The organism is Streptomyces aurantiacus (genome assembly GCF_027107535.1).
GTDB lineage: Bacteria > Actinomycetota > Actinomycetes > Streptomycetales > Streptomycetaceae > Streptomyces.
In genome coordinates this window covers 5,024,884-5,045,083 of record NZ_CP114283.1, presented here as the reverse complement: position 1 = coordinate 5,045,083, position 20,200 = coordinate 5,024,884, and the positions used below count along the sequence as shown (strand labels likewise).

At 66.2% G+C, this 20,200-nt stretch carries 15 protein-coding genes and 4 pseudogenes; 10 read left to right on the top strand and 9 right to left on the bottom strand.

Going from position 1 to position 20,200, the window contains the following annotated elements:
• Positions 1-114: 114 nt before the first annotated feature.
• Positions 115-462: a hypothetical protein gene (locus tag O1Q96_RS24325; protein ID WP_269250206.1), complete on the bottom strand. Its 348-nt coding sequence runs from the start codon at positions 460-462 to the stop codon at positions 115-117.
• Between O1Q96_RS24325 and O1Q96_RS24320 the strand changes: the two are divergent.
• Together O1Q96_RS24320 and O1Q96_RS24315 are read left to right on the top strand one after the other, a co-directional pair.
• Positions 404-1,612, top strand: a pseudogene (locus O1Q96_RS24320) (transposase); the annotation flags it as partial. The gene O1Q96_RS24325 and the pseudogene O1Q96_RS24320 overlap by 59 nt on opposite strands.
• A complete protein-coding gene (locus O1Q96_RS24315) occupies positions 1,609-2,298 on the top strand; it encodes a VOC family protein (protein ID WP_269250205.1) in 690 nt (229 codons plus the stop codon). The pseudogene O1Q96_RS24320 and the gene O1Q96_RS24315, both read left to right, overlap by 4 nt.
• 170 nt (positions 2,299-2,468) lie before the next feature.
• On the opposite strand, the gene O1Q96_RS24310 is transcribed toward O1Q96_RS24315, so the two are convergent.
• The 4 genes from O1Q96_RS24310 to O1Q96_RS24295 all read right to left on the bottom strand — a co-directional run bounded on the left by O1Q96_RS24310 (position 2,469) and on the right by O1Q96_RS24295 (position 6,961).
• Positions 2,469-3,407, bottom strand: a complete 939-nt coding sequence (locus O1Q96_RS24310; RefSeq protein WP_269250204.1) for an NADP-dependent oxidoreductase — start codon at positions 3,405-3,407, stop codon at positions 2,469-2,471.
• Positions 3,408-3,898: 491 nt separating this feature from the next.
• Positions 3,899-4,273: a hypothetical protein gene (locus tag O1Q96_RS24305; protein WP_269250203.1), complete on the bottom strand. Its 375-nt coding sequence runs from the start codon at positions 4,271-4,273 to the stop codon at positions 3,899-3,901.
• A gap of 321 nt (positions 4,274-4,594) precedes the next feature.
• The gene (locus O1Q96_RS24300; RefSeq protein WP_419587064.1) at positions 4,595-6,031 is read right to left on the bottom strand and encodes an IS1380 family transposase; all 1,437 of its coding nucleotides are present in this window, start codon (positions 6,029-6,031) and stop codon (positions 4,595-4,597) included.
• A 159-nt stretch (positions 6,032-6,190) separates the two neighbouring features.
• Positions 6,191-6,961 carry a transposase gene (locus O1Q96_RS24295; protein WP_269253703.1) on the bottom strand — a complete coding sequence of 257 codons (771 nt, stop codon included), beginning with the start codon at positions 6,959-6,961 and terminating at the stop codon, positions 6,191-6,193.
• Between the two features lie 136 nt (positions 6,962-7,097).
• Between O1Q96_RS24295 and O1Q96_RS24290 the strand changes: the two genes are divergently transcribed.
• Positions 7,098-7,601 (top strand): hypothetical protein, encoded by a 504-nt coding sequence (locus O1Q96_RS24290; RefSeq protein WP_269250201.1) that lies wholly within the window; start codon positions 7,098-7,100, stop codon positions 7,599-7,601.
• A gap of 35 nt (positions 7,602-7,636) precedes the next feature.
• Here O1Q96_RS24290 and O1Q96_RS24285 read toward each other — a convergent pair.
• Positions 7,637-8,442: pseudogene (locus O1Q96_RS24285) on the bottom strand (transposase family protein).
• 210 nt (positions 8,443-8,652) lie between these two features.
• Here O1Q96_RS24285 and O1Q96_RS24280 point away from each other — a divergent pair.
• On the top strand, positions 8,653-9,072 hold the full coding sequence (locus tag O1Q96_RS24280) for an FKBP-type peptidyl-prolyl cis-trans isomerase (RefSeq protein ID WP_269250200.1): 420 nt from the start codon (positions 8,653-8,655) through the stop codon (positions 9,070-9,072).
• Between the two features lie 115 nt (positions 9,073-9,187).
• Here O1Q96_RS24280 and O1Q96_RS24275 read toward each other — a convergent pair whose 3' ends face one another.
• Positions 9,188-12,373, bottom strand: coding sequence for an NACHT and WD40 repeat domain-containing protein (locus O1Q96_RS24275; protein ID WP_269253702.1), 3,186 nt, complete (start codon positions 12,371-12,373; stop codon positions 9,188-9,190).
• Positions 12,374-13,299: 926 nt separating this feature from the next.
• Between O1Q96_RS24275 and O1Q96_RS24270 the strand changes: the two genes are divergently transcribed.
• The gene (locus tag O1Q96_RS24270; protein ID WP_269250199.1) at positions 13,300-13,920 is read left to right on the top strand and encodes a neutral zinc metallopeptidase; all 621 of its coding nucleotides are present in this window, start codon (positions 13,300-13,302) and stop codon (positions 13,918-13,920) included.
• Positions 13,921-14,174: 254 nt separating this feature from the next.
• A complete protein-coding gene (locus O1Q96_RS24265; protein ID WP_269253677.1) occupies positions 14,175-15,392 on the top strand; it encodes an IS110 family RNA-guided transposase in 1,218 nt (405 codons plus the stop codon).
• Positions 15,393-15,958: 566 nt separating this feature from the next.
• Here the strand turns inward: O1Q96_RS24265 and O1Q96_RS24260 are convergent.
• On the bottom strand, positions 15,959-16,492 hold the full coding sequence (locus tag O1Q96_RS24260; protein ID WP_269250198.1) for a hypothetical protein: 534 nt from the start codon (positions 16,490-16,492) through the stop codon (positions 15,959-15,961).
• A gap of 560 nt (positions 16,493-17,052) precedes the next feature.
• Here O1Q96_RS24260 and O1Q96_RS24255 point away from each other — a divergent pair.
• The 4 genes and pseudogenes from O1Q96_RS24255 to O1Q96_RS24235 all read left to right on the top strand — a co-directional run.
• Positions 17,053-18,093, top strand: a pseudogene (locus tag O1Q96_RS24255) (ISAs1 family transposase); the annotation flags it as partial.
• A gap of 452 nt (positions 18,094-18,545) precedes the next feature.
• Complete coding sequence (locus O1Q96_RS24250; RefSeq protein ID WP_269250196.1) at positions 18,546-19,211, top strand: class I SAM-dependent DNA methyltransferase; 666 nt, start codon at positions 18,546-18,548, stop codon at positions 19,209-19,211.
• A gap of 175 nt (positions 19,212-19,386) precedes the next feature.
• Positions 19,387-19,497 (top strand): ParA family protein, encoded by a 111-nt coding sequence (locus tag O1Q96_RS24240; protein WP_269250195.1) that lies wholly within the window; start codon positions 19,387-19,389, stop codon positions 19,495-19,497.
• A 190-nt stretch (positions 19,498-19,687) separates the two neighbouring features.
• Positions 19,688-19,916: pseudogene (locus O1Q96_RS24235) on the top strand (transposase); the annotation flags it as partial.
• Positions 19,917-19,974: 58 nt separating this feature from the next.
• On the opposite strand, the gene O1Q96_RS24230 reads toward O1Q96_RS24235, so the two are convergent.
• Positions 19,975-20,139, bottom strand: a complete 165-nt coding sequence (locus O1Q96_RS24230) for a hypothetical protein (protein ID WP_269250194.1) — start codon at positions 20,137-20,139, stop codon at positions 19,975-19,977.
• Positions 20,140-20,200: the final 61 nt, after the last annotated feature.

The window sequence follows — 20,200 nt, the reverse complement described above, 5'->3', positions numbered from 1 at the left end:
ACAGTAACTGCGGCAGGAAGCGGGCTTCGGATTTGCCGTCACAGATCGAGGGAGGCCCCGTCATGACGAGACCTTCCTCATTCCTGATGGCCTTTCGTGGCCTAGTTTGAGGTGTCATCCGGCGTGGCCAGGAGGCGCGTAGGTAATGCCGGCGTCTCCGGCAGAGGTCGCGGCGAGGGCCACGACCTTCCAGATCGTGGCGGGAACTCCAGCACGAGGGCCGTCGTAGGCGTGGTTGAGGAGATCCACGGTCAATCCCACGGACTTGCCGTCCGGCCCCGTGGCCGAGAACTTGACCTCCTGCGCTGTCCACGGTGCCTCCTCGACAGAGGCGAACTGCACCAGGGCGTGGTGCGGTGTGAAGTCCTGGCCGTCCAGGGCGAGGGTGAGACTGCCCAGCTGCAGGTCGAGGCCGACGTCGATGGTCGCGCTGCTGGTCTCGGAGGCGTGCAACATCGGCATGACGCCGGTCATCAACCCGGGCTCCGAGGCACTGACCCGATCCCGGCTGGTCCACGTCGACCAGTACTACCTGCGCAGCGACACCATCGCTATGGCCAACGCTGCCCTCATTAAGGCCCAGGCCCGGGTGCCGATCGTGCAGTTCTGGGGCAAGGGACTACTGGCCTCCGTCGACGGCCTGCGCTTCGTCGTGCCCACGCGGACGATCAACGCCGCACCCTCGCCGAAGTACTTCGCGAAGAAGAAGGGCATCACCTGGCTGAACGCGATCAATGACCAGGTGATCGGTATCGGGCAGATGGTGGTGCCCGGCACGCCGCGTGACTCCCTGTTCATCCTGGACGCGCTGCTGAACCTGGACGGCGGGGTGAAGCCGGAGATGGTCGCCACCGACAACGCCTCCTACTCCGACATGGTGTTCGGCATCTTCAAGATGCTCGGCTACCGGTTCTCCCCGCGCTTCAAGGATCTGGAGGACCAGCGGTTCTGGAAGGCCCAGATGCCCGGCGCCGAGAACACGGGCGGGTACGGGCCGCTGGAGGCCATCGCCCGCAACAAGGTGAACGTGAAGAAGGTGATCACGCACCGGCCGGACATGCTGCGGGTGGCCGGCTCCCTGGTCACCAACCAGGTCAGGGCGTACAACCTGCTGCGGATGTTCGGCCGTGAGGGCCACCCGACCCCGCTGGGGCAGGCGTTCGCCGAGTACGGGCGGATCGCCAAGACCCTGCACCTGCTCGCCGTCGTCGACCCCATGAACGACACCTACCGGCGGCAGATGCACAAGCAGCTCACCGTCCAGGAGTCCCGCCACAAGCTTGCCCGCGAGATCTGCCACGGCAAGAAGGGCACCATCCACCAGGCATACCGGGACGGGATGGAGGATCAGTTGGGCTCGCTGAAACTCGTCCTGAACGCGGTCGTTCTCTGGACGACTCGCTACATCGACGCCGCGGTCGCCCAGCTCCGCGCCGAGGGCCACGAGATCCGCGACGAGGACGTGGCGCGGCTCTCCCCGCTCAAGCACAAGAATCTGAACATCCTGGGCCGCTACAGCTTCACCGCCACCCAGCCGGTCGACGGCCTGCGCCCGCTGCGCGATCCGGAAGCCGTCGATCTCGACGACGATGACGACGGCCAGGACGAGTGAGCCCGGTATGGGGGGCGGCTTCGGCAACGCAGACCGAAGCCGCGCAGGAGTTCGACACGGCCGCGTTCTCAACCCCGACCACCGACGACGATCCGGCCGCCGGCCTGGACCTGCACGGCACCGGACGGCTTGCCCTACGCCAGATCGACGCACTCGCCGCCGACATCGATGCGGACCCGGCGACCTCCGGGTTCCGCGGGTTCGTCCTGTCCTTCATCGTCACTCAGCCCAGCGAGGTCAAGGCGCTCCTGGACGATGCCACCGCGGGTGGGGCGAGGGTCGTCAAGCCGGCGAAGAAGCAGCCCTTCGGTGAGTTCACCGCCGTCTACCAGGCACCCGACGGGGCGGTGTGGAAGCTGGCCGCGGCCACCAATAAGGACACCGGGCCGGCGAGCAGGCCGCCGAAGCCGACCGAGACCGCCAGCTATGTCGGCGTCACCAAGCCCAAGGCGTCCAAGACTTTCTACGAAGCAATCGGCATGAGCGCCGACCGCGACTACAGCGACAAGTTCATCGACTTCACCATCACCGACGGCGTCTGCCGCCTCGGCCTGCTGCCCCGCAAGGCCCTTGCCAAGGACACCGGCGTCGACGAGCACGGCGACGGCTTCTCCGCGGTCCTCCTCACCCACACCACCGCCTCCCGCGAAGAGATCGACCCGCTCCTGTCTGCTGCCGCCGCCTGAGACCACCCACGCGACCGCGGTCATGCAGCCGCCCCGCCTGGCCTTTCCTGCTCAAAATGCTTGCGCAGGTAGTCGACGCCGTCGAAATCTGCCGCGCGGACAACCCCGTGATCTCCTGCACCTGCTGCGGCGTGAGGCTTTCGCCAGGGCAAACGCTGCCTGATGCGGTGCTAAGGCACGAGGACGATCTTTCCCTGTACCCGGCCGGTTTCGCTGAGCTCGTGGGCCTTCGCGCACTCGGTGAGCGGGAAAGTCTCGGAGATCGTGGGGCGTACGCCGTGGGTGTCGACGAGTTCGGCGAAGGCGGTCAGCACGGCGGGGGTCGGATCCAGGAAGAACTCCACGAACCGCATGCCGAGTTCGGCGGCGCGTGCCGTCACCTCGGTGCGGTCCACGCCGACGCCGACGACGTCGACCAGAATGCCGCCTGGCTTAAGGGTGGGCAGCGAGCGCGGGCCGTAATCGTTGCTGATGGTGTCCAGCACCGCGTCGATGCCGCGCAGGGCCGAAAAGTCTTCCACCGTATAGTCAATCAGCTCGTCGGCGCCGAGTCCGCGCAGGTAGTCGTGCTTGGCGGCTCGGGCCGTGCCGATAACGTACGCGCCCCGGGCCTTGGCGATCTGTACGCCGAGGTGGCCAACCCCGCCGGCCGCGCCGTGGATCAGCACTCGCTGGCCGGGCTGTACGTCGGAGAGGGTGACCAGGGCCTGGTAGGCGGTGAAGCCGGAGATCGGCAGGGCGGCGGCGGCGACGTGGTCGAGGGTGCGCGGCTTGGGCGCGATTCGATCCTCGGGGACCACCACGTGGTCGGCGTGGCTGCCGTGTGGCGGGACGGTCCAGCCGTAAACTTCCTCGCCCACCGCGAAGCGGGTGACGGCCTCGCCGACGGCCTCCACCGTGCCGCTGAACTCGTGGCCGAGCACGAACGGCGGCGGGCCGAAGAAGTCCACCTTGCCGATGCGGACCTTCCAGTCCGCGGGGTTCATACCGGTGGCCCGTACCCGGACCAGGACCTCGCCGGGGCCCGGCGAGGGCACGGGTATCTCGGCGAGCTCCAGCACGTCGGAGCTGCCGATGGCCTGCTGTGTGATCACCCGTGTCGTCGTCATGCAGATCATTCTGAGCCCGATGATCAGGGGAGGAAAGCGGTTTCACCCCTAGCCGAATGAGTCCCCACCGTTCGTCTGCCTCTGAGACAGCCAGGACCCCAAGTAGCCGCGGCACCGCTCAACGAGCCTGCCAACCCGAACCACCAGCCTGCCCACCAACTGTCATGAGCGGCGCAGACACAGGCACTTAGCGCTAATGGCTGTTCCGTTGGTCCCCAAGGCCGTAGTCGACGTCTCGGCTCGGCGGACGGTGGTGAGGAGATCTCAGCCACTGCTGCTGGACGGGACGTCGGGACGGCCACCGGTCCCGAGGGTACGTCGTGGGGCCGGGGCCGACGACGGCTGAGCCGCGAGCACCCCTCTGGCCCGTAGCTCGCCAACATCGGGCATCCCGATGCCGGGAAGAGAATCGAGCAGGTCGGCCTGGGCCGCGCGGATACTGTGCGCGGTCTGGGGGCCAGCACCAAGTGCGCGGCGAGAGGTCACGCTGGTCATCGTAGAGGCGATGTGATCCAGGTCAGGTACTCCTGGCGGACGTAGGGGCGGCTGCCGCCGGCGCTGTCCCACTCGTCCGCGAACGGCGGGTGCTTGCCCACGCTCGTGCCGTGGGCATCGTCGAACTCGCGCAACAGCCAGGCGTCCGACTGCGCGCCGCCCTGCAGAAGGGTGTCGACGGTCGCCGCGAGGGCGCGGCGGTCTGACAGTGCTGCCCGGCGTAGCCAGTACTCCCGGTTACCCCGCCACTCGGTGGTGTCCATCAGGTCCTCGACGGCGGCCGCCTCTTCCTCGACGGGCGGGGCCTGGCGGTAGGCGTCCAGCGGCAGGGGCGCGTCGTAGACCTCGGCGGGCAGGGGCACGTACTCCACGGCGGGCACCTCCAGATCGTTGTGTGCGGCGGCCTCCTGTCGCCGGAACTCGTCAGTGCGGGAGGATCGGCCGACCGATGTGTCGGTGCTCGACGTCCACGCCGATCCCGCCGGCCCGCAGGTACGAGGCCATCTCCTCGGCTATGGCAACCGACCTTTTCCGGACTAGCCTCGCTGTTTCGGTTGGGGTGATGAGACGTCGCTGATCGTCAACTGTCGGGGGTGGGTGAGTGTTTTCGCTGCTCGGGCATGGCGGAGTCCCAGCGCGGTGGCCGGGTTCTCCAAGGTCTTTCGGGTCGTGGACGGGCAGGGGTTTGCCGGTCATCCGGCGGGACGGGGCAGGGCGGCGAGGCGGTGGAAGGCCGTGGCGAGTTCGTGTCTCCAGGGCCAGGTCGCCGATATCCGTAGGTGTAGGCGTCGACCGCCGCGGGTGAGGCGGGCTGCAACGTGCAGCAGCCGGTAGCGGAGCTTCTTCGGCTCGGCAGCCGCGAGTTCACCGTCCAGCAGCAGGACACGCATCCATGCCAGCAGATCGAACGCTGTGAGGCTGAGTTCGAGCCAGGCGGCATTGACGTTGAAGTCGCGCGAGGGGAAGCGGCCAAAGCCGGTGGTCTTGCCGCACCGGATGTGGTCCTCGACGCGTGCATGGCCGCGGTGACGGACCTCCAGGAACTGGGCGGAGCCACCACCGGGGGAAGGGGTGTCGGTGAGGAACACCTGATGCCGCAGGCCCTCGTCCTGGTCGAACAGGGACAACTGGGCTCCGGGGTGCGGCCGTTCCCGGCGCACGATGATGCGGGTGCCGACCGGATAGCCGTCCAGGTCGACCATGCCGGTCAGCTCGGCGACCTCCGCCCCGGAACGTACTGTCCCGTCCTGGTTCAGGGCAGGATGCCAGAGACGGTCCGGCATGGCCCGGACAGCGCGTCGGACCGGCTCGGTGATGGCGTATCCGACCGAGAAGAAGGTACGGATTCCTCGTTTGCGCAGGTCGCGGACGTGAGCGAGGAAGGCTTTTGCCGATCCGGCGCCGTCGGTGCGGATGAGGATGTCGGTGCCGTGCCGGTGGGCGTCGGGGATCTGCCCGAGCGCCTGGTCGAGCACCGTGATGTGGTCGCTCGCGGTGTTGGCGCCGGCATTCCCGGGCCGCAGCCGGCCGGACAGTGCCTCGCCGGTGTTGGCGAGGAAGCACAGCAGCGGGTGGAACCCGAATCCGCCCTTGTAGGTCGGTGCGGCCTGCGCTTTCTCTGAGTGGCAGGCGATCAGCGTGGCATCGAGATCCAGGACCAGACCGGGCAGCAAGCGCCCCGCGGTGCGGACTGCGGGTATGCCCTCACCGTGTTCGGCGGCCTGCAGCCAGGCGACTTCCCGGGCCTGGGCACGAGCAGAGGACAGCGGGGCAAGGGCAGTCTCGTCGACGTCGGCGAGCAGCCGCCAGGCCGTCGGTGTCGATGCGATCGGGCCGAACACCCCTGCCTGGTCCCGTAGTACGGCCAGGTCCGCGATGGCCTCACCGCCGTCGGCGAGCATCACGGCCAGGTCGGTGGCGATCCGGCCGGGGTCATGGCCGGTCCCACGCGGCCGAAGCGGCCTGAGCGCGGCGGAGTACGCGGCGGTCAACCCGGTGGCATCGGCGAGATCCGCCAGCAGCCGTGCCCCGACATGACCGACCACCCCCGAACCATCAGCGCTGACATCGATCTTGGGACGCAACCCGATACCCTGCACGTAGAAAGTGCCCTCCGCCTGGACCGACAGAACCCCTCAGCAAGGTTCATCGTCCCAGGTCAGGAAGGCACTTTCGTATTTCCGCCGCAACAGCCGCCGTATCCAAGCGAAACAGCGAGGCTAAGGCTTGTCCCGTAAAGGATCTTCGGGCGGGTGCGGGCGAGGCCGGCCGGTGTTCGGTCCGCTTGTCTATCCGGCGATGGTGAGGTTGTGCAGGCGAGCGATGCCGCTCATCGCGTGGTGTACGCCGTCGCCCTTCAATCGGCAGTCGCGAAGGATCTTCCAGGTTTTCATCCGGGCGAAGGCGTGCTCGACGCGGGCCCGGACCTGGCGGTGGGAGGCGTTGTGCTCTTCCTTCCAGGCGGGCAGTTCGTGCTGCCCGCGTTCGCGACGGTGCGGGATGACCAGACCGGTGCCCCGGTAGCCGCCGTCGGCGACCACAGTGGTGCGGCCGACGGTGGCTTTCGCGCCGGACAGGTCCCATGCCTTGCAGTCATTACGGTTGCCGGGCACGGGCCGGCCGACCACCACGACGAGACGGGTGTCGGCGTCGATGACGACCTGGTGATTCGTGGAGTATCGGTAGTTTTTCGACTGCTCGGCCACCGTGTGGTCGCGTGTGGGGACCAGGGTTCCGTCCACGATGAGCACAGTGTTCCTGCGGAACCGCTTGCGCGGCCTGAGCGCGAGCAGGGGGCCGAGGTGTCTGATGACGCGGTCGGCCGCGGACTTCGATACCCCAAAGAGCGGGGCAAGCTGGCGCAGCGTCAAGTTCGTGCGCCAGTAAGCCGTAACCAGCAACACCCGATCCTCCAGCGGCAGCCCCCACGGCCGACCCCGCCGCACCTCATCGGCCCCCTCACGGCGCAGCGCGGTCACCAGCTTGCCGAAGCAGCGCGGGCTCAGCCCGGTGAACGGGGCTATCCAGGACGGGGCCGAGGCAGTGATCACTCCAGTCACAGCAAGATCATCGCGCCAAAGCCGGGGCCTGTTGCACCAGCCGGTCACGAACCGCCTGGCCGGGGCCCCACCCATAGCTGCACCATGCTTAAAGCACCGCCGGGCCGGTATACGAGGATCTGATGAGGAGCAGGGCGTGGGAAGTCTGCTGAGGAGCGTCTCCGGGGTCCGCTGGGGAGAACTGCGCGATGCGACGGGGGCTGCGGCTGGTGCTATTCCCCCTCTGCTGTCCCGGATCGCATATGGGGATGAGGACACGGCCCGCATCGCCATCGATGACCTGGGCGATGCCATCTGTTCGCTGGGGTTCGTCGTTGGCGAGGCGACAGCTCCCACGGTCCCGTTCCTTCTCGAACTGGCCGGGTCCCCTCACGAGGCCTGCAAGGCCGAGTTGTTAGACCTGCTGGGAAGTATCTGCCGGACCGACCAGTGGCACTCCGCCGCTGCGGCGACCCGGGACCGCACACACGACGCGAGCTACTGGCAGCAAACCGGCTGGGAGGCAGCCGCAAGGACAGCCGTGTACGCAGGCCGGTCAGTCATCGAGGGTGTCGCCTCCTCCGTACGGCCAGAGGAAGCGACACCTGCTCGGAAGTTGTTGCAAATGATGGACGACACCCCGCCGTTCCCGGAGCTATGAGCGGTCATTGCGGGACAACCCTTAGTGAGCCTCCTTCATCCTCTGTATCCGCAGATCAGGAGGGTGTGGACAGCAGCGACGATGCGTCCGATGCGGTTGGTCGAGCATCGGGCTCGGCGAAGTAGGCGCCAGGTTTTCAGCTGTGCGAAGGTGCGTTCGCCTGGGGCGCGTAGTCGGGCGTGGTCCCGGTTGTACTGCTGGTAGTGCTCGGGCAGTTCGTGGTGGTGGTAATAGGGGGTGCGGACGGTGGCGTCGGCGCCGTGGTAGGCGCGGTCCGCCAGGGCGAGGATCTGTCGCGTGTGGCAGCTTTCGATTACGCCGTGAGCACGGGCGGCGGTCAGGTCGTGAGTGCGTCCGGGCAGGGCCCGCGAGAACCACAGGGGTGTGCCGTCGGGTGCGGCAACGACCTGCACGTTCATGCCGTGCTTCTTGTGCTTCTGGGAGTAGTACGGCTCGTCCGCCGCGACCCGGTCGGTGGGGATCAGAGTGCCGTCCAGGATCACGAAGTCGTCCTCGCCACGGCCGGTCAGGGCCTCGCGCAGGCCTGGCGCCCAGGCGGCGAGGACGTCGACCGTCTCGTCCACGTACCGCCAGGCCGTCGCTTCGGAGACGCCGAACCCTGCGCTGAGCTGAGCGAGCGTCTCGTTCTTGCGCAGGTGGGCAGGGGCGAGCTGTGCCTGACGGAAGCAGCTCAACTTGCGCGAGCGAGTGCGGCGTTCACACCTTCGGGCGTAGATGAGCCATGAGACATGCTCGACCAGCTCGTGCCGGACATCGAGCGTGGAAGGATACGGAACCAACGAGGCCCCCCGGCCGTCGGCGTGTTGAGTGAGATCACCACACCAACGACGAGGGGCCTCGCCACGTCACCGCCCCTGACCAGCCTGGTTCACCCGACAGCCCAGGATGAAAGAAGCTCAGTAGGGCTTGGTCAGCCTCACTCGGGGGTGGCGTGTGGGCATTGCCGGTAGCGTGATCGTCTGCCGCATGGAGGGTCCATGTGTCCGGCCGGCCCGTGCGAGGGATTCCGGTGGCGAGCGATGGGACCGTGATGAGCGAACTGACGAAGCCCAGAATCGAGGTTCCGGAGGGTGGTGCGCCGACCGAGCTGACGATCCGGGACCTCGTGGTCGGGGATGGAGCTGAGGCACAGCCGGGGCGGGTCGTCCGGGTTCACTATGTGGGTGTCACGTTCGCGTCCGGTAGAGAGTTCGACTCTTCCTGGGAGGAGGACCGTCCATTCAAGTTCGCCGTGGGCGGTGGCAGGGCCATCAAAGGCTGGGACCGGGGTGTGAGGGGAATGAAGGTCGGCGGCCGACGCGAGATCATCGTTCCCCCGCGTCTCGGCTACGGCAGGCAGTCGCCGTCTCCCTTGATCCCGGCGGGCTCGGCACTGATCTTCGTCGTGGACCTGCTTTCGGTCGTGGGCGGGCCCACCGGAGCGAGCCCTGGCTCGACCGGCTCGGCCTGAGCCTGGCGCCTCTGAGGAACACGGGACACCCCGTCGCTGCCATGTACTTGTTGCCAGGGGACTCGCGGGCCGTCACGAGAGCTCTTGGAACGGACCGAGACCCGTTCAGGTCGGCCTAGGGTCCGACAGCCCAGAAACGTGTGGTGCCCTCGGCCGTCGCGGCGAGTGTGCTCCCGTCCTCACTGAGTGCCAGATGGTAGATGTCCGCAACGTGGCCGGTGAGGTCCGCGACCTTCGTGCCTCGGCTGGTCCCTGAAACGATGCCGGTATCCCACACATGTACCTCGTTGTCGCCACTGGCTGCCAGACGAGTACCGTCGCCGCTCAACGTGATCAGTGAAAAGTGATCCTTCAGATCGACACGGGACTGCCGCGGCCCGTCGATGGTGGGGACGCCACCCGCGTCGACGGCATTCCCGAGGTCCCACCACCTGACGACGACATCGCGGGGTGTCGATTCGGCTGCGCTCAACGCGGTCAGCCGTGTGCCGTCCTCGTTCAGCCTGAGGCGCGTGGTGAAGTCGGTGCCGTCCAGCGGCGCCATGGCCACAGGAGCGTCTTCAGCCACATCCCAGACCAGTACGCACTGTCTGCCCGCGAAGGCCACGCGCGTGCCATCACCGCTGAGGGCGATGGATTGGTCCATGCGGTAGTCACAGCAGCGATTCCGAGAGCAGTAGTCGTGCACGGGAACAGGCTTCGGATTGTCGAGTCGCTCGCCGGTGTCCGCATCCCACACGTGTAGGTCGCCTTCGCCTGAATAGAAGGCCATGATGGGGCCAGTAGCCGTCTCAGCAAGGCCCCAAGGCCGCTCTGTCGGTCGCACTTGTGGGTTGTGGCTTCGCAATCCGGCCCGGGTCCCCGTCTCGGTGTTCCATGGGGTCACTTTTCCCCCCGCTACGGTGAGCAGGGTCGAGCCGTCCGGGCTCAACACCATGTCGTCGATGTCACCGGTGATGGAAGTCGCCTGCGAGGTGTCGCTGGGCAGTGCCGTGCTCAACGTCAGGCACAGTGCCGCGATGACTCCGGCGACCGTTCCGGCCAGACGACGGCGCTGCCGGTTGCCGACGGTCGGATCGAGCGGCTGCCGGTCCTCGGCAAGTGAACGGCTTGCGAGCCTTTCCTGCAGACGGACGTGCCTGAACTGGTAGGTGCCACCGGACTGGCGCAGCAGTTGCCGTTGCCTTGCGTCGGCAAGGAATCGCATCAGATGCCAGGGAAGCCGGCGCTGCGCGCCGAGAACCAGGCGCGTCAGCAGGAACCGGGGCCAGGCCCTGGTCAGCAGGATGAGTAAGGCGAGGACAACTCCGGCTCCGCATACGGAGACCGTTACGAGCAGGCCACCACCCACGTCCTCGGATCTCAGGCCGGCGACGGTCTCGGCGATGAGCGGCTCGTTGGACCAGCCTGTGGCCAGCGCTACGATCACGAGGTCCGCCAACAGGACGATCGCCAGTAGGGGCAACGCAGAGAGGGACAGGACCGTTCCGGCACAAAGCGCCGCGGTCAGGGACGACTTGCGGTCCTGGACGAGGAAGTCCGACGGATCGGCCCGGACCGATCGCTCGGGGGGCGCGTCGAGCCAGTTGTGCGCGGCCAGCGCCAGGCCGATCGACGAAGCGAGAGACAGCAGGAACGAGAGCGCGCCGAGGTAGTTCCGCACGACGGGAGCGGTCCACCCTGACTCGATCGAGACGGCGACGGCCACTGCGGCCATCGAAGGCAGGGCAGGGATCGCGGTCAGCGCGAGTCCCGTGGCATAGCCGCGGCGCAGTCGGGCCAGAGATCCCCGTACGGCGAACGACAGCCGCCCGGGGGATCGGTCGGGCGCTGCGAACCAGATGAACATCGCCAGGACGGCGAACCCACCTCCCGTACCGGCACCGGCGCTTAGGACGTCATCGGTCGTGGTTCCGGGCATCAGGGCGGCGAGGGCGCAGACCACGAGCATGACGAGTATCCCGAGACCGATACCGATGGCGGGTCCGGCCCAGCGGGACAACAGACGGCCGCTCATCAGCCACCAGGTGATGTCGCGTTCGCGGTGCTGGTGCAGATATCTCGCCAGATACGTGAGCCAGCGCTCGGCCTGGGCGGCCTGCACCCGCCAGTCCGGATCGGCGGTGGCCAGGTCACCCGGCACCTGGCGGGGCGCGTAGGCCGCGAGGACAACCCGGTCGACGAGGTGGTCCTCCACCTCGTGTCGGCTGTTGTAGCTCAAAAGACCGGCCGGCGCCTCGGAACAGTGCTGGTAGACGGTGCGGGCCAGGGAGAGCATCAGCGGAGTGGACAATGCCATGGACACAGCGCTGTCGGGTTCCGACTCCAGTCGCTCGTAGACCTCGCTCCAGTCGGCCGTCTCCGGCCAATCGACGGCATTCAGATAAGCGTGGGCGTCCGCTGCAGGAACCGGCCGGACCTCGACCACCGGAGCGCGGCGCAGGACCGGCGCGCCGCCCGCGATCACGTCCTCGTACTCAGCCGACCGGCAGGTCACGACGACACCGCGCCCGTCGCCACAAGCAAGGTTGATGCCGCGGACCGCGCTGCGGCGCGCGGACTCGGGCATCTCGTCCAGGCCGTCCAGCACCGGCAGCAGCAGGCGTCGGTCGAGCAGACGGCGCGGGATTTCGGGACGGCTGTTGTAGTAGGCCGTGGCGAGCGACTGCACAATCCAGTCGTCCAGCGACTCGCTCACCGGATCCCAGCTCGAGACCGACAACAGAACGGGCACCGTGGCGCCGCTCTCGCGGCTTTTCAGAAGGCCGAGAACGAGCATGACGGCCAGCACTGTCTTGCCCGCTCCAGGCTCGCCGAGTACCACAAGACGTCCGCTGGGGATCTGCCGGTACCCGTCGCCCAGCCGACGGGTCGCCTCGTCGAATCCGCCGTGGAGACGGCCTGCGAGGGCCTGACTTCGCATCCTGGTGCCGCTGGAGCCCGCGATGGCGTCCGGGGTATCCACAACCGATCGCTCGGTCGCGGACCACGCCAGTGGGATCACCGACGGGTCACGCAGTCTGCGCGCCCCCACCTCGTCGTCCCACTGGCTCTGGAGCGTCTCGGCAAGAGTATCGACCAGGTCTCCCTCACGCGCCGGAGGCTGCGACTGCATGAAAGGAACAAGCGCAAGCGCAAGCCCCGCAACGGAGACGGCCAATCCGGCCACACCAGTTATCTGACCTGCGGCATCAGTACTGGAAATGCCAATCCAGGCAAACATCCCCAGAGACATCACACCCAGCAGAACGAGCAGCAGTTTACCCACGCGCTGTCGCAGCACGTGTTGAGGAAGGCGCATCACTCCGCGGATTCTGACGGTCCTGCAGGCCGACATGTGCCGTTATGAGAAAGGTACGCCACATGATCACGGGGTTTCGCCGAAACCGCCTCGCCCGAGGGAGCGAAATGCTAAGTCCCCGGCATCGCCTGAGCATGATCGCTTGCTTCCGCTGCTCCTGGCCTGGCGCCACGCACGGCATGAGCGTGCCGACGATCTTCGTGCCTGGCTGGATGCGCGGCCGCGGAGAACGGCCGGAGGCGTACGTGAGGACGTCGCCCCTGGACGGAGCAGCCGGTGCCGGAAACCACGACGCCATCACCACAGCCGCGTTGGTTCCCAATCCTTCCGCACTCGAATTGTCCCACGCCATGGTCCTACCCTGAGGATCTGGCGTGCCGGGCCAGCTCGGTGACAAGGCAATGGGTCCACTCGGCCATGGGGTTACATAGTCGTCCTCCGGCCTGATCGCGGGTGGGATCCTGTTCAAAGCGAAGGCTCCGGATGCGCACAGGCTTGCTCTCTGGTCTCCTGGGTTACGTACCTCTTGCAGGCCAGCACGGGCGCGACGACGTCATTCGCTCGGGCGATCATGAACTCCTTCACCGGAACAAGCGGCGTCCGGCACACGACCTGCTGATCGTCCGGAATGCACGACTCGCAGGGGAGTCCTCATGCTGAGATTGCACTCTCGCTCGGCCGCTCTGGCAGTACCCGCCATCGCCATGGTCGTGCTCGGAGCGTGTGGTTCTAGCGCCGCCTCCGCCTCACGTTACGACACCAGCTCTCCATTGTCTTCTGACAGTGACGGACCGCGGCTGTGTTCGATTTCGGATACCAGAGATGGGAGCTGTAATGGGCCGCAACGCATTGGTGTCGGCGCTATTGGTCCGGTAGTCACCCAGGCCAACATACCGACCTTTACCGGGCAGCCGGGCACCGTCACCATGCGGGGCTACCTGACGACGGTTCTCAATAACGTAGCAGCTTTTTGGAGCCGGGCCTACCGATCGGCTGGTATTCACGACGACGCCGGAGCCGCGGCCACTTCGAAAGTGAGCTATGTACTCATGGAGCCTGGCAAGACGGCGCCCGGATGCGGCGGTGGCACCACGAATCCGTCTACGTTGAGCTATTGCCCGGGCGACGACACGATTCGTCTCTCGATTCAGGCCATTTTGGCCGACTGGCTGGGGCAGCAGCTACCCGGCGAGGAGTCACCTCCTCCCGCGACCGGCGAGTGGAGTGCTATCTACACAGTGGCACACGAGTACGCTCACAACGTCCAAGAGGAGCTGGGCGTATGGTCCGACATGACGGTTAGGCAGGTGGAGCTTGAGGCAGACTGCCTGGCCGGCGTATACATGAAGGGTTCCCTCGACCTCACTGCTGATATCAAGCGGCAGGAATTTCTGCAGGTTGTCAAGAACGCTAGCCATTCCGGCGACTTCGATTTCAGGAATCCTCAGCACCACGGCACCCCGCAGGAGCGGGTCAACGCCGTTATTCTGGGCTTGACGACAGCCAATCCGGCCCAGTGCCAGCAGCAGTACGAGCCGGCCCACTGAGCCTAATCAGTTCGGGGAGTCGGCCGTGCGGCAGACTCCGGGTGGTAGCCGACGGTGGGTGAGCACTCATTGGGCTTGGACTTTCGAGTCCTGCTGAAAGACCGTGCCCCTGCCGTTCGGCCCGGAGAGTTGATCGCTACTGGGATGTCGTGCCTGCCGCACCTCGGCGTGAGCACTGCTTGATTAGGTCGCTGATAGTTCTCCGGCAGGCTGCTGCAGTTGATCGGTACCGGAGTGCGGGAGGACCATTGCGACTGTTCGTCGGGGATGACTGGGCCGAAGACCACCACGACATCGAGCTGATGGACTCGGCCGGGCGGCGGCTGGCTAAGGCGCGGTTGCCCGAAGGGGTGGCCGGGATGAGCCGGCTGCACGCGTTGGTGGGTGAAGCGGTGGGAGAGGGCGCCGATACGGCCGAGGTCGTTGTGGGGATCGAAACCGACCGTGGTCCGTGGGTACGTGCCCTGGTCACGGCCGGGTATACGGTGCTGGCCGTCAACCCGCTGCAGGCCGCCCGGTTCCGTGACCGGCTTGCGGTGTCGGGGGCCAAGAGCGATCCGGGCGATGCGCATGTGCTGGCCGACATGGTCCGTACCCACAGCCACGAGCTGCGGCCCGTTGCCGGGGACAGCGCCCAGGCCGAAGCGGTCAAGGTGGTCACCCGCACCCACAAGACGCTGATCTGGGAGCGCACCCGGCACACTCAACGACTGCGGCACGCATTGCGCGACTACTTCCCCGCAGCACTGGCCGCCTTCGAGGACCTGGACGCCGCCGACACCCTGGAACTGCTCGGCAAGGCGCCTACTCCCGCCCAGGCTGCGAAGCTCACGGCGGGGCAGATCAGTGCCGCACTCAAGCGCGCCCACCGAAAGAACGTGACCGCCAAGGCGAAGGCCATCCAGGGGGCGCTGCGTGAGCAACACCTCGGCCAGCCCGAGGAAGTAGCCGCCGCCTACGCCGCGTCCATCACCGCGCTCATAGCGGTCCTGGCCACGCTGAATACCCAAATCAAGACCCTGCAAGGGCAGGTCGAGGCGCATTTTGGCCGGCACCCGGCCGCTGAGATCCTCCTGTCCCAGCCCGGAATGGGAGTCGTCCTCGGTGCCCGGGTGCTCGCAGAATTCGGCGACGACCCCGACCGCTACGCCAGCGCCAAGGCCCGCAAGAACTACGCCGGCACCTCCCCGATCACCCGCGCCTCCGGCAAGAAGAAGGTCGCCCTGGCGCGCTACGTCCACAACGACCGGCTCATCGATGCCCTGCTCACTCAGGCATTCGGCACCTTGCGCTACTCGCCCAACGCCTACGCCTACTACCAGCGACAACGCGCCCGCGGCGCCGGCCACAACGCCGCCTTGCGCCAAGTCGCCAACCGCCTCGTCGGCATCCTCCACGGGTGCCTCAAAACCGGCACCCTCTACGACGAGGCAACCGCCTGGTCGCATCACGCGGAACTGGCTACGAGTTGACATCTACGCTCCTGGGATGTCTTTCAGTATGGCCGCTCCAGGGTGAGGACGGCGGCAGAGATTGACGACATTCGATCCAAGCTGCAGCGGGACCACGAACAGTCCGCCACGACTTGAGCCGCGCGATGCCACGTTCGACCGATGCCCGGGCTGGCGGCATAGCCGTTGGGCCACGGGTGACGGGCATCCCGATGTGGGATTAGGCGCACAAAGGGGCCACCGAGAGCCCGGGCCAGGCGTCGGCTGCGGCCGGGTTCGACGGCCGGAACCTGCGGGAGCAGCTCGCCGAGGCGATCACCCGATCCGTTGGCGGGCGTCGTTGATGGCGCGGTCGGCCCTAGGCCGCGTAGCGGCGTGCAGCAGAAAGAACCACTCGGTCCTCGGACGGCGAAGAAGTATCCACCGCCGACCGGAAAACAGCAGCCGCTTGGTCACCTCTTGACGGCGGGCCTGCCCGGAACTATCCCCATGACCAGGCACCCAGTCTCGCCCTGCTGACACCCACCCAATGCCACCAGCGCGCCCTCTCACAGGTGCCGACGTTGGACTTACTGACGCAGAAAATCTCACTTATCCCCGCAATTAAAGGGAGTGTAGGCGCGGAGAGCTTCATCAACCGGAACCTGATGAGGCCCATCGAATTTATCCGTGCTTAAATATGCACGATACTTACTTGAAGTTGAACCAGAGGAAGTTTGCGATATCTTTCGCATTCCCCCACCCTTCTCCCGTTCCCATTCTTTCGCATTGGCATCACGAAAAGCGAGAAAGTAGTCATCAATGAAAGCAGCCTCGATTAGAACATTCTCCCCTCCACTCGTGGCATAGATCCCTTTTGCCTTTATTTCAACTTTCGAGCATGGGGGAATTGCGTCTGCCACTCCAAGTACTGCTACTTTCAATTCCTTGTCAGCACCTCCAGGATAGCCGTTAATAATCAACCCTACTGTCACATCTTTGATTGGGTCGAATGATCGATTGACAACAACAAGTTTCTGCGTCCCTCCACTGAACACAACCCATGCATTCGTCAGGGCCGCCTGAGATCGATCCTCTTGAATATCCTGATTTTTGGACTGAGCCAGCTGATCTCGCGCCACTTCCTGCGATATATACGTCGCCCAAGCGCTGAATATGAGCCCTGTGGCCGCGGCTGCGGCTGCCGTTATCGCAGCCACTTTTTCCCAGTTCGCTATCCGCAAGGAAAGTCCAAATAGCGACCTGTTGAGTGGCCTAGGCGCTGCACTCTGGCTCGCGTCGGGAGCCCCGTTTGGCCTGGATACTTGTGGTGCGGTTGAGCCGGAAGGTGCCTGTTCACCTGAGCGAGATGTGTGTGCCATATATAGAGCTGCCCCGCGCTGGACCGGTTTTCTCTAAAGACGTTCACGATAGACTTTTGGTTTCCCATAAGAAAAGTCGAATGTTTGTGCTAAATGGGTTACTCATCCTGGCCCATGCGAGGGCCTGAAGTGCTGCCCTGACGGGTGAACCACCAGAGAACGTCGCGCCGCTGAGTTCATGCTGCCGTTGATGGTGACGCCGGTGAGGTCAGGGCTTCGGCGTAGTCGCGTGACGCCCGGTTCGTGATGTTCTGTCAGCTCGGCGATGCCCTGGAACATGACAGGCACGGCTTCCAAGATCATGGAGTTCTCTACGCCCCGTGATTCGAGTGGAAGACCGTGCCTGCCGACGCATCATCGCTGATCCCGCCTGCCCTGACCAGCTCCGCGAGTATCCCGAGGTCGTGTCCGACGAGGTCCCGCGCCTGCTGGATCGGCTGGCCGAGGTGCCCGACCCGAGAGACCCACGCGGCGTACGGCACGCTCTGGTCGCCGTGCTCGCGCTGACCGCTTGCGCGGTTCTGGCGGGGGCGACCTCTGTGCTGGCCGTCAGCGAGTGGATCGCCGACGCCCCGCCGCACATCCTTCAACGCCTGGACATACGCCTCGACCCGCTGTTCCCGAAGCGGTTCCTGCCTGCGGAAACGACGGTCCGGCGGCTACTGGCCCGCATCGACGGCGACGCGCTGGACCGGGCGGTCGGACGCTGGCTCGCCGACCGCCGCCCCAAGGCGACCGGGCTGCGCGGCCTCGCAGTGGACGGCAAGAGCCTGCGCGGCGCGGCCAAAGCGAAGGGCCGCAAGATCCACCTGCTCGCCGCACTCGAGCACACCACCGGCCTGGTCCTGGCCCAGCTGGACGTCGGCGAGAAGACGAACGAGATCACCTGCTTCAAGCCGCTGCTGGACACTGTCGCCGACCTGGCAGAAACCGTCGTCACCAGCGACGCGATGCACACCCAGCGCGAGCACGCCGACTACCTCCTCGGCCGGGGCGCCCACTACATCGTGATCGTCAAGGGCAACCAGAAGAAGCTGCGCCAGCAGCTCAAGTCCCTTCCCTGGAAGGACATCCCGCTTCAGGGACGCACCCGGGGCATCGGCCACGGCCGCTCGGAGATCCGCCGGATCAAGGCCGCCACCGTCAACAGCCTCCTCTTCCCCGGCGCCCGCCAGGCCGTCCAGATCAAGCGCCGGCGCACCGACCGCAAGACCGGCAAGACCACCGTCAAAACGGTCTACGCCGTCACCAGCCTGACCGCCGAGCAGGCCACCGCGGCCCAGCTCGCCGAACTCGTCCGCGACCACTGGAAGATCGAGACCCTGCACCACGTCCGCGACACCACCTTCGCCGAGGACGCCTCCCAGCTGCGGACCGGCAACGCGCCCCGCGCGATGGCCACCTGGCGCAACCTCGCCATCGGAGCCCTTCGCACGGCCGGAGTGAAGAACATCGCGGCCGGCCTCCGCCGCAACGCCCGCGACCCTCGCCGCCCCCTCGCTCTCCTCGGCCTCGGATGATCACGAACCGGACGTCATGCGACTACGCCGAAGCCCTGCCGGACCGCAGCCTTCAGCTCCACCGGTCCGACATATTGGTAACTCCGCCCCCGCGCATTCACATCAGCCAACCTAGAGCACTTCCGACTCACGCCCTAGACGGCACTGCGCTCGACTGAAGTCATGGAGGGGATGGTTTGTTGTCCGCGGACAACAAACCATCCCGCCCATGGTGCTGCGGGCTCTTCTCACCTGGACGCTGTCCCGTCTCGTTTGGAGGTCGTCTCGTTGGGTCTGTTGCGTAGCCTGCGGGCGTGGAAATCGAAACGAACGCCCACCGCTGGTTGGAAGACACACGGACGTCCTATGACACCGTCGCCGCGAGCTATGCGGACCAGGTGCGCAACCTCCGGGACGAAGCACCCGAGGAGCGTGCGGTCCTGGCGATGTTCGCCGACCTGGTGAGTTTCCGCGGCGGGGGGCCGGTCGTAGACGTGGGATGTGGGCCGGGGCGGATTACGGCTCACTTGCGCCAGCTGGGCGTGGACGCGTACGGGATCGACCTATCGCCCGGGATGATTGAGGTAGCCCGTGGTGACCACCCCGGTCTGCGGTTCGAACTCGGCTCTATGACGGACCTCGACCTCAGCGATGGCTCGATGGCCGGCCTGGTCGCCTGGTACTCGCTGATACACATCCCCGACACACAGATCGGCACGGTCTTCGAGAACTTCCATCGAGTGCTGCAGCCAGGCGGATCGCTGCTCCTGAGCTTTCATCTCGGGGACGCTTCGAAGGTGAAGACGGAGGGCTATGGCGGCTACCCGATGAGGGTCCACGTCCATATTTGCCAGCACAGCCAGATGATTGGCTGGCTCAACGAGGCTGGCTTCACCGTCGAAGAACGCAGGACGCTCACGTCGGCCGAGAGCACCCTCGGGGGAATCCTCCTCGCGTTCCGTCAGCCTGACGCTCAGTGAGGTCCCTCATCTGGCAAGCCGCCGGTAGCAGATGAGAGCGGCGGCGATGCCTGCGCAGGCGAGGAAGTGTTCGGCCTTGCGCTTGTAGCGCCGGGGCAGACGGCGGCATCCAGCAAGCCAGGCCACCGTCCGCTCCACGGTTCGACAATGTCGTCTGAGTCGCTGGGAGGTTTCCATGCCCTTGCGAGCGAGGCGCGGCGTCGGCAAGACGTCGGTTTCCGCTGGCGTCGCCCAGGCGCTGGCCGAGTCCGGACACCGCACGCTCCTTATCGACTTCGACCCGTAAGGGTCTGGTCCCTGTGACGGTGGGGTTGGTTTGTTGTCCGCGGACGACAAGCTCACCGTCACAGGGACCAGAGCACGCGCTTTCGGATTAGGAGCAAAGATGGCGTCCCTTCTCGTGGGGCAGCCGGTCAAGCTGGCGGAACTTCCAGCTCACGGCTCGAATCGCCCTCGCCGACGCCCTGTTGAGGCTCACTGAGACGGGAACCAGCGGCGATCGCCGGGCGCTCCGCCTGGACCTGGAGATCCCCACGGTCCGCACCGCAGCTTCTTCCCGTCCCTGCTCGAACGCCGACGCCGCATCGACCAAGCTCTCCACGCCGTCGTCAGGGAGGCGTACGTGCACCGGGTGTCCACCCACAGTGTGGATGACCTGGTCGACTGGGCGGGGACAGCGAGATCTCCAAGTCCGCGGTTTCACGTCACGGCCCTGTAGCCCGTGGCAGGACGGGGCTCGTTCACAGCAGGCTGATCGTTCGGGTCAGTGGTGCTGTAGCCACCAGTGCAGAACGGCGACGGCGGCGGTTCCGGTGGAGCTTGCCAGGCCGATGAGTGCGTGGTGGCCGAGCTGACGCCACAGGGAGCAGGGCGTTTCGGTGGCGGCGTGGGCGGGCCGGTCTTCCGGCTGGGGAGCAGGTTGTGTCATGGCAGGTCCTGTGGTTGAGGAGTGAGGTGGATGCCGGGCCCGGCTTGACCACAGGTTGCTT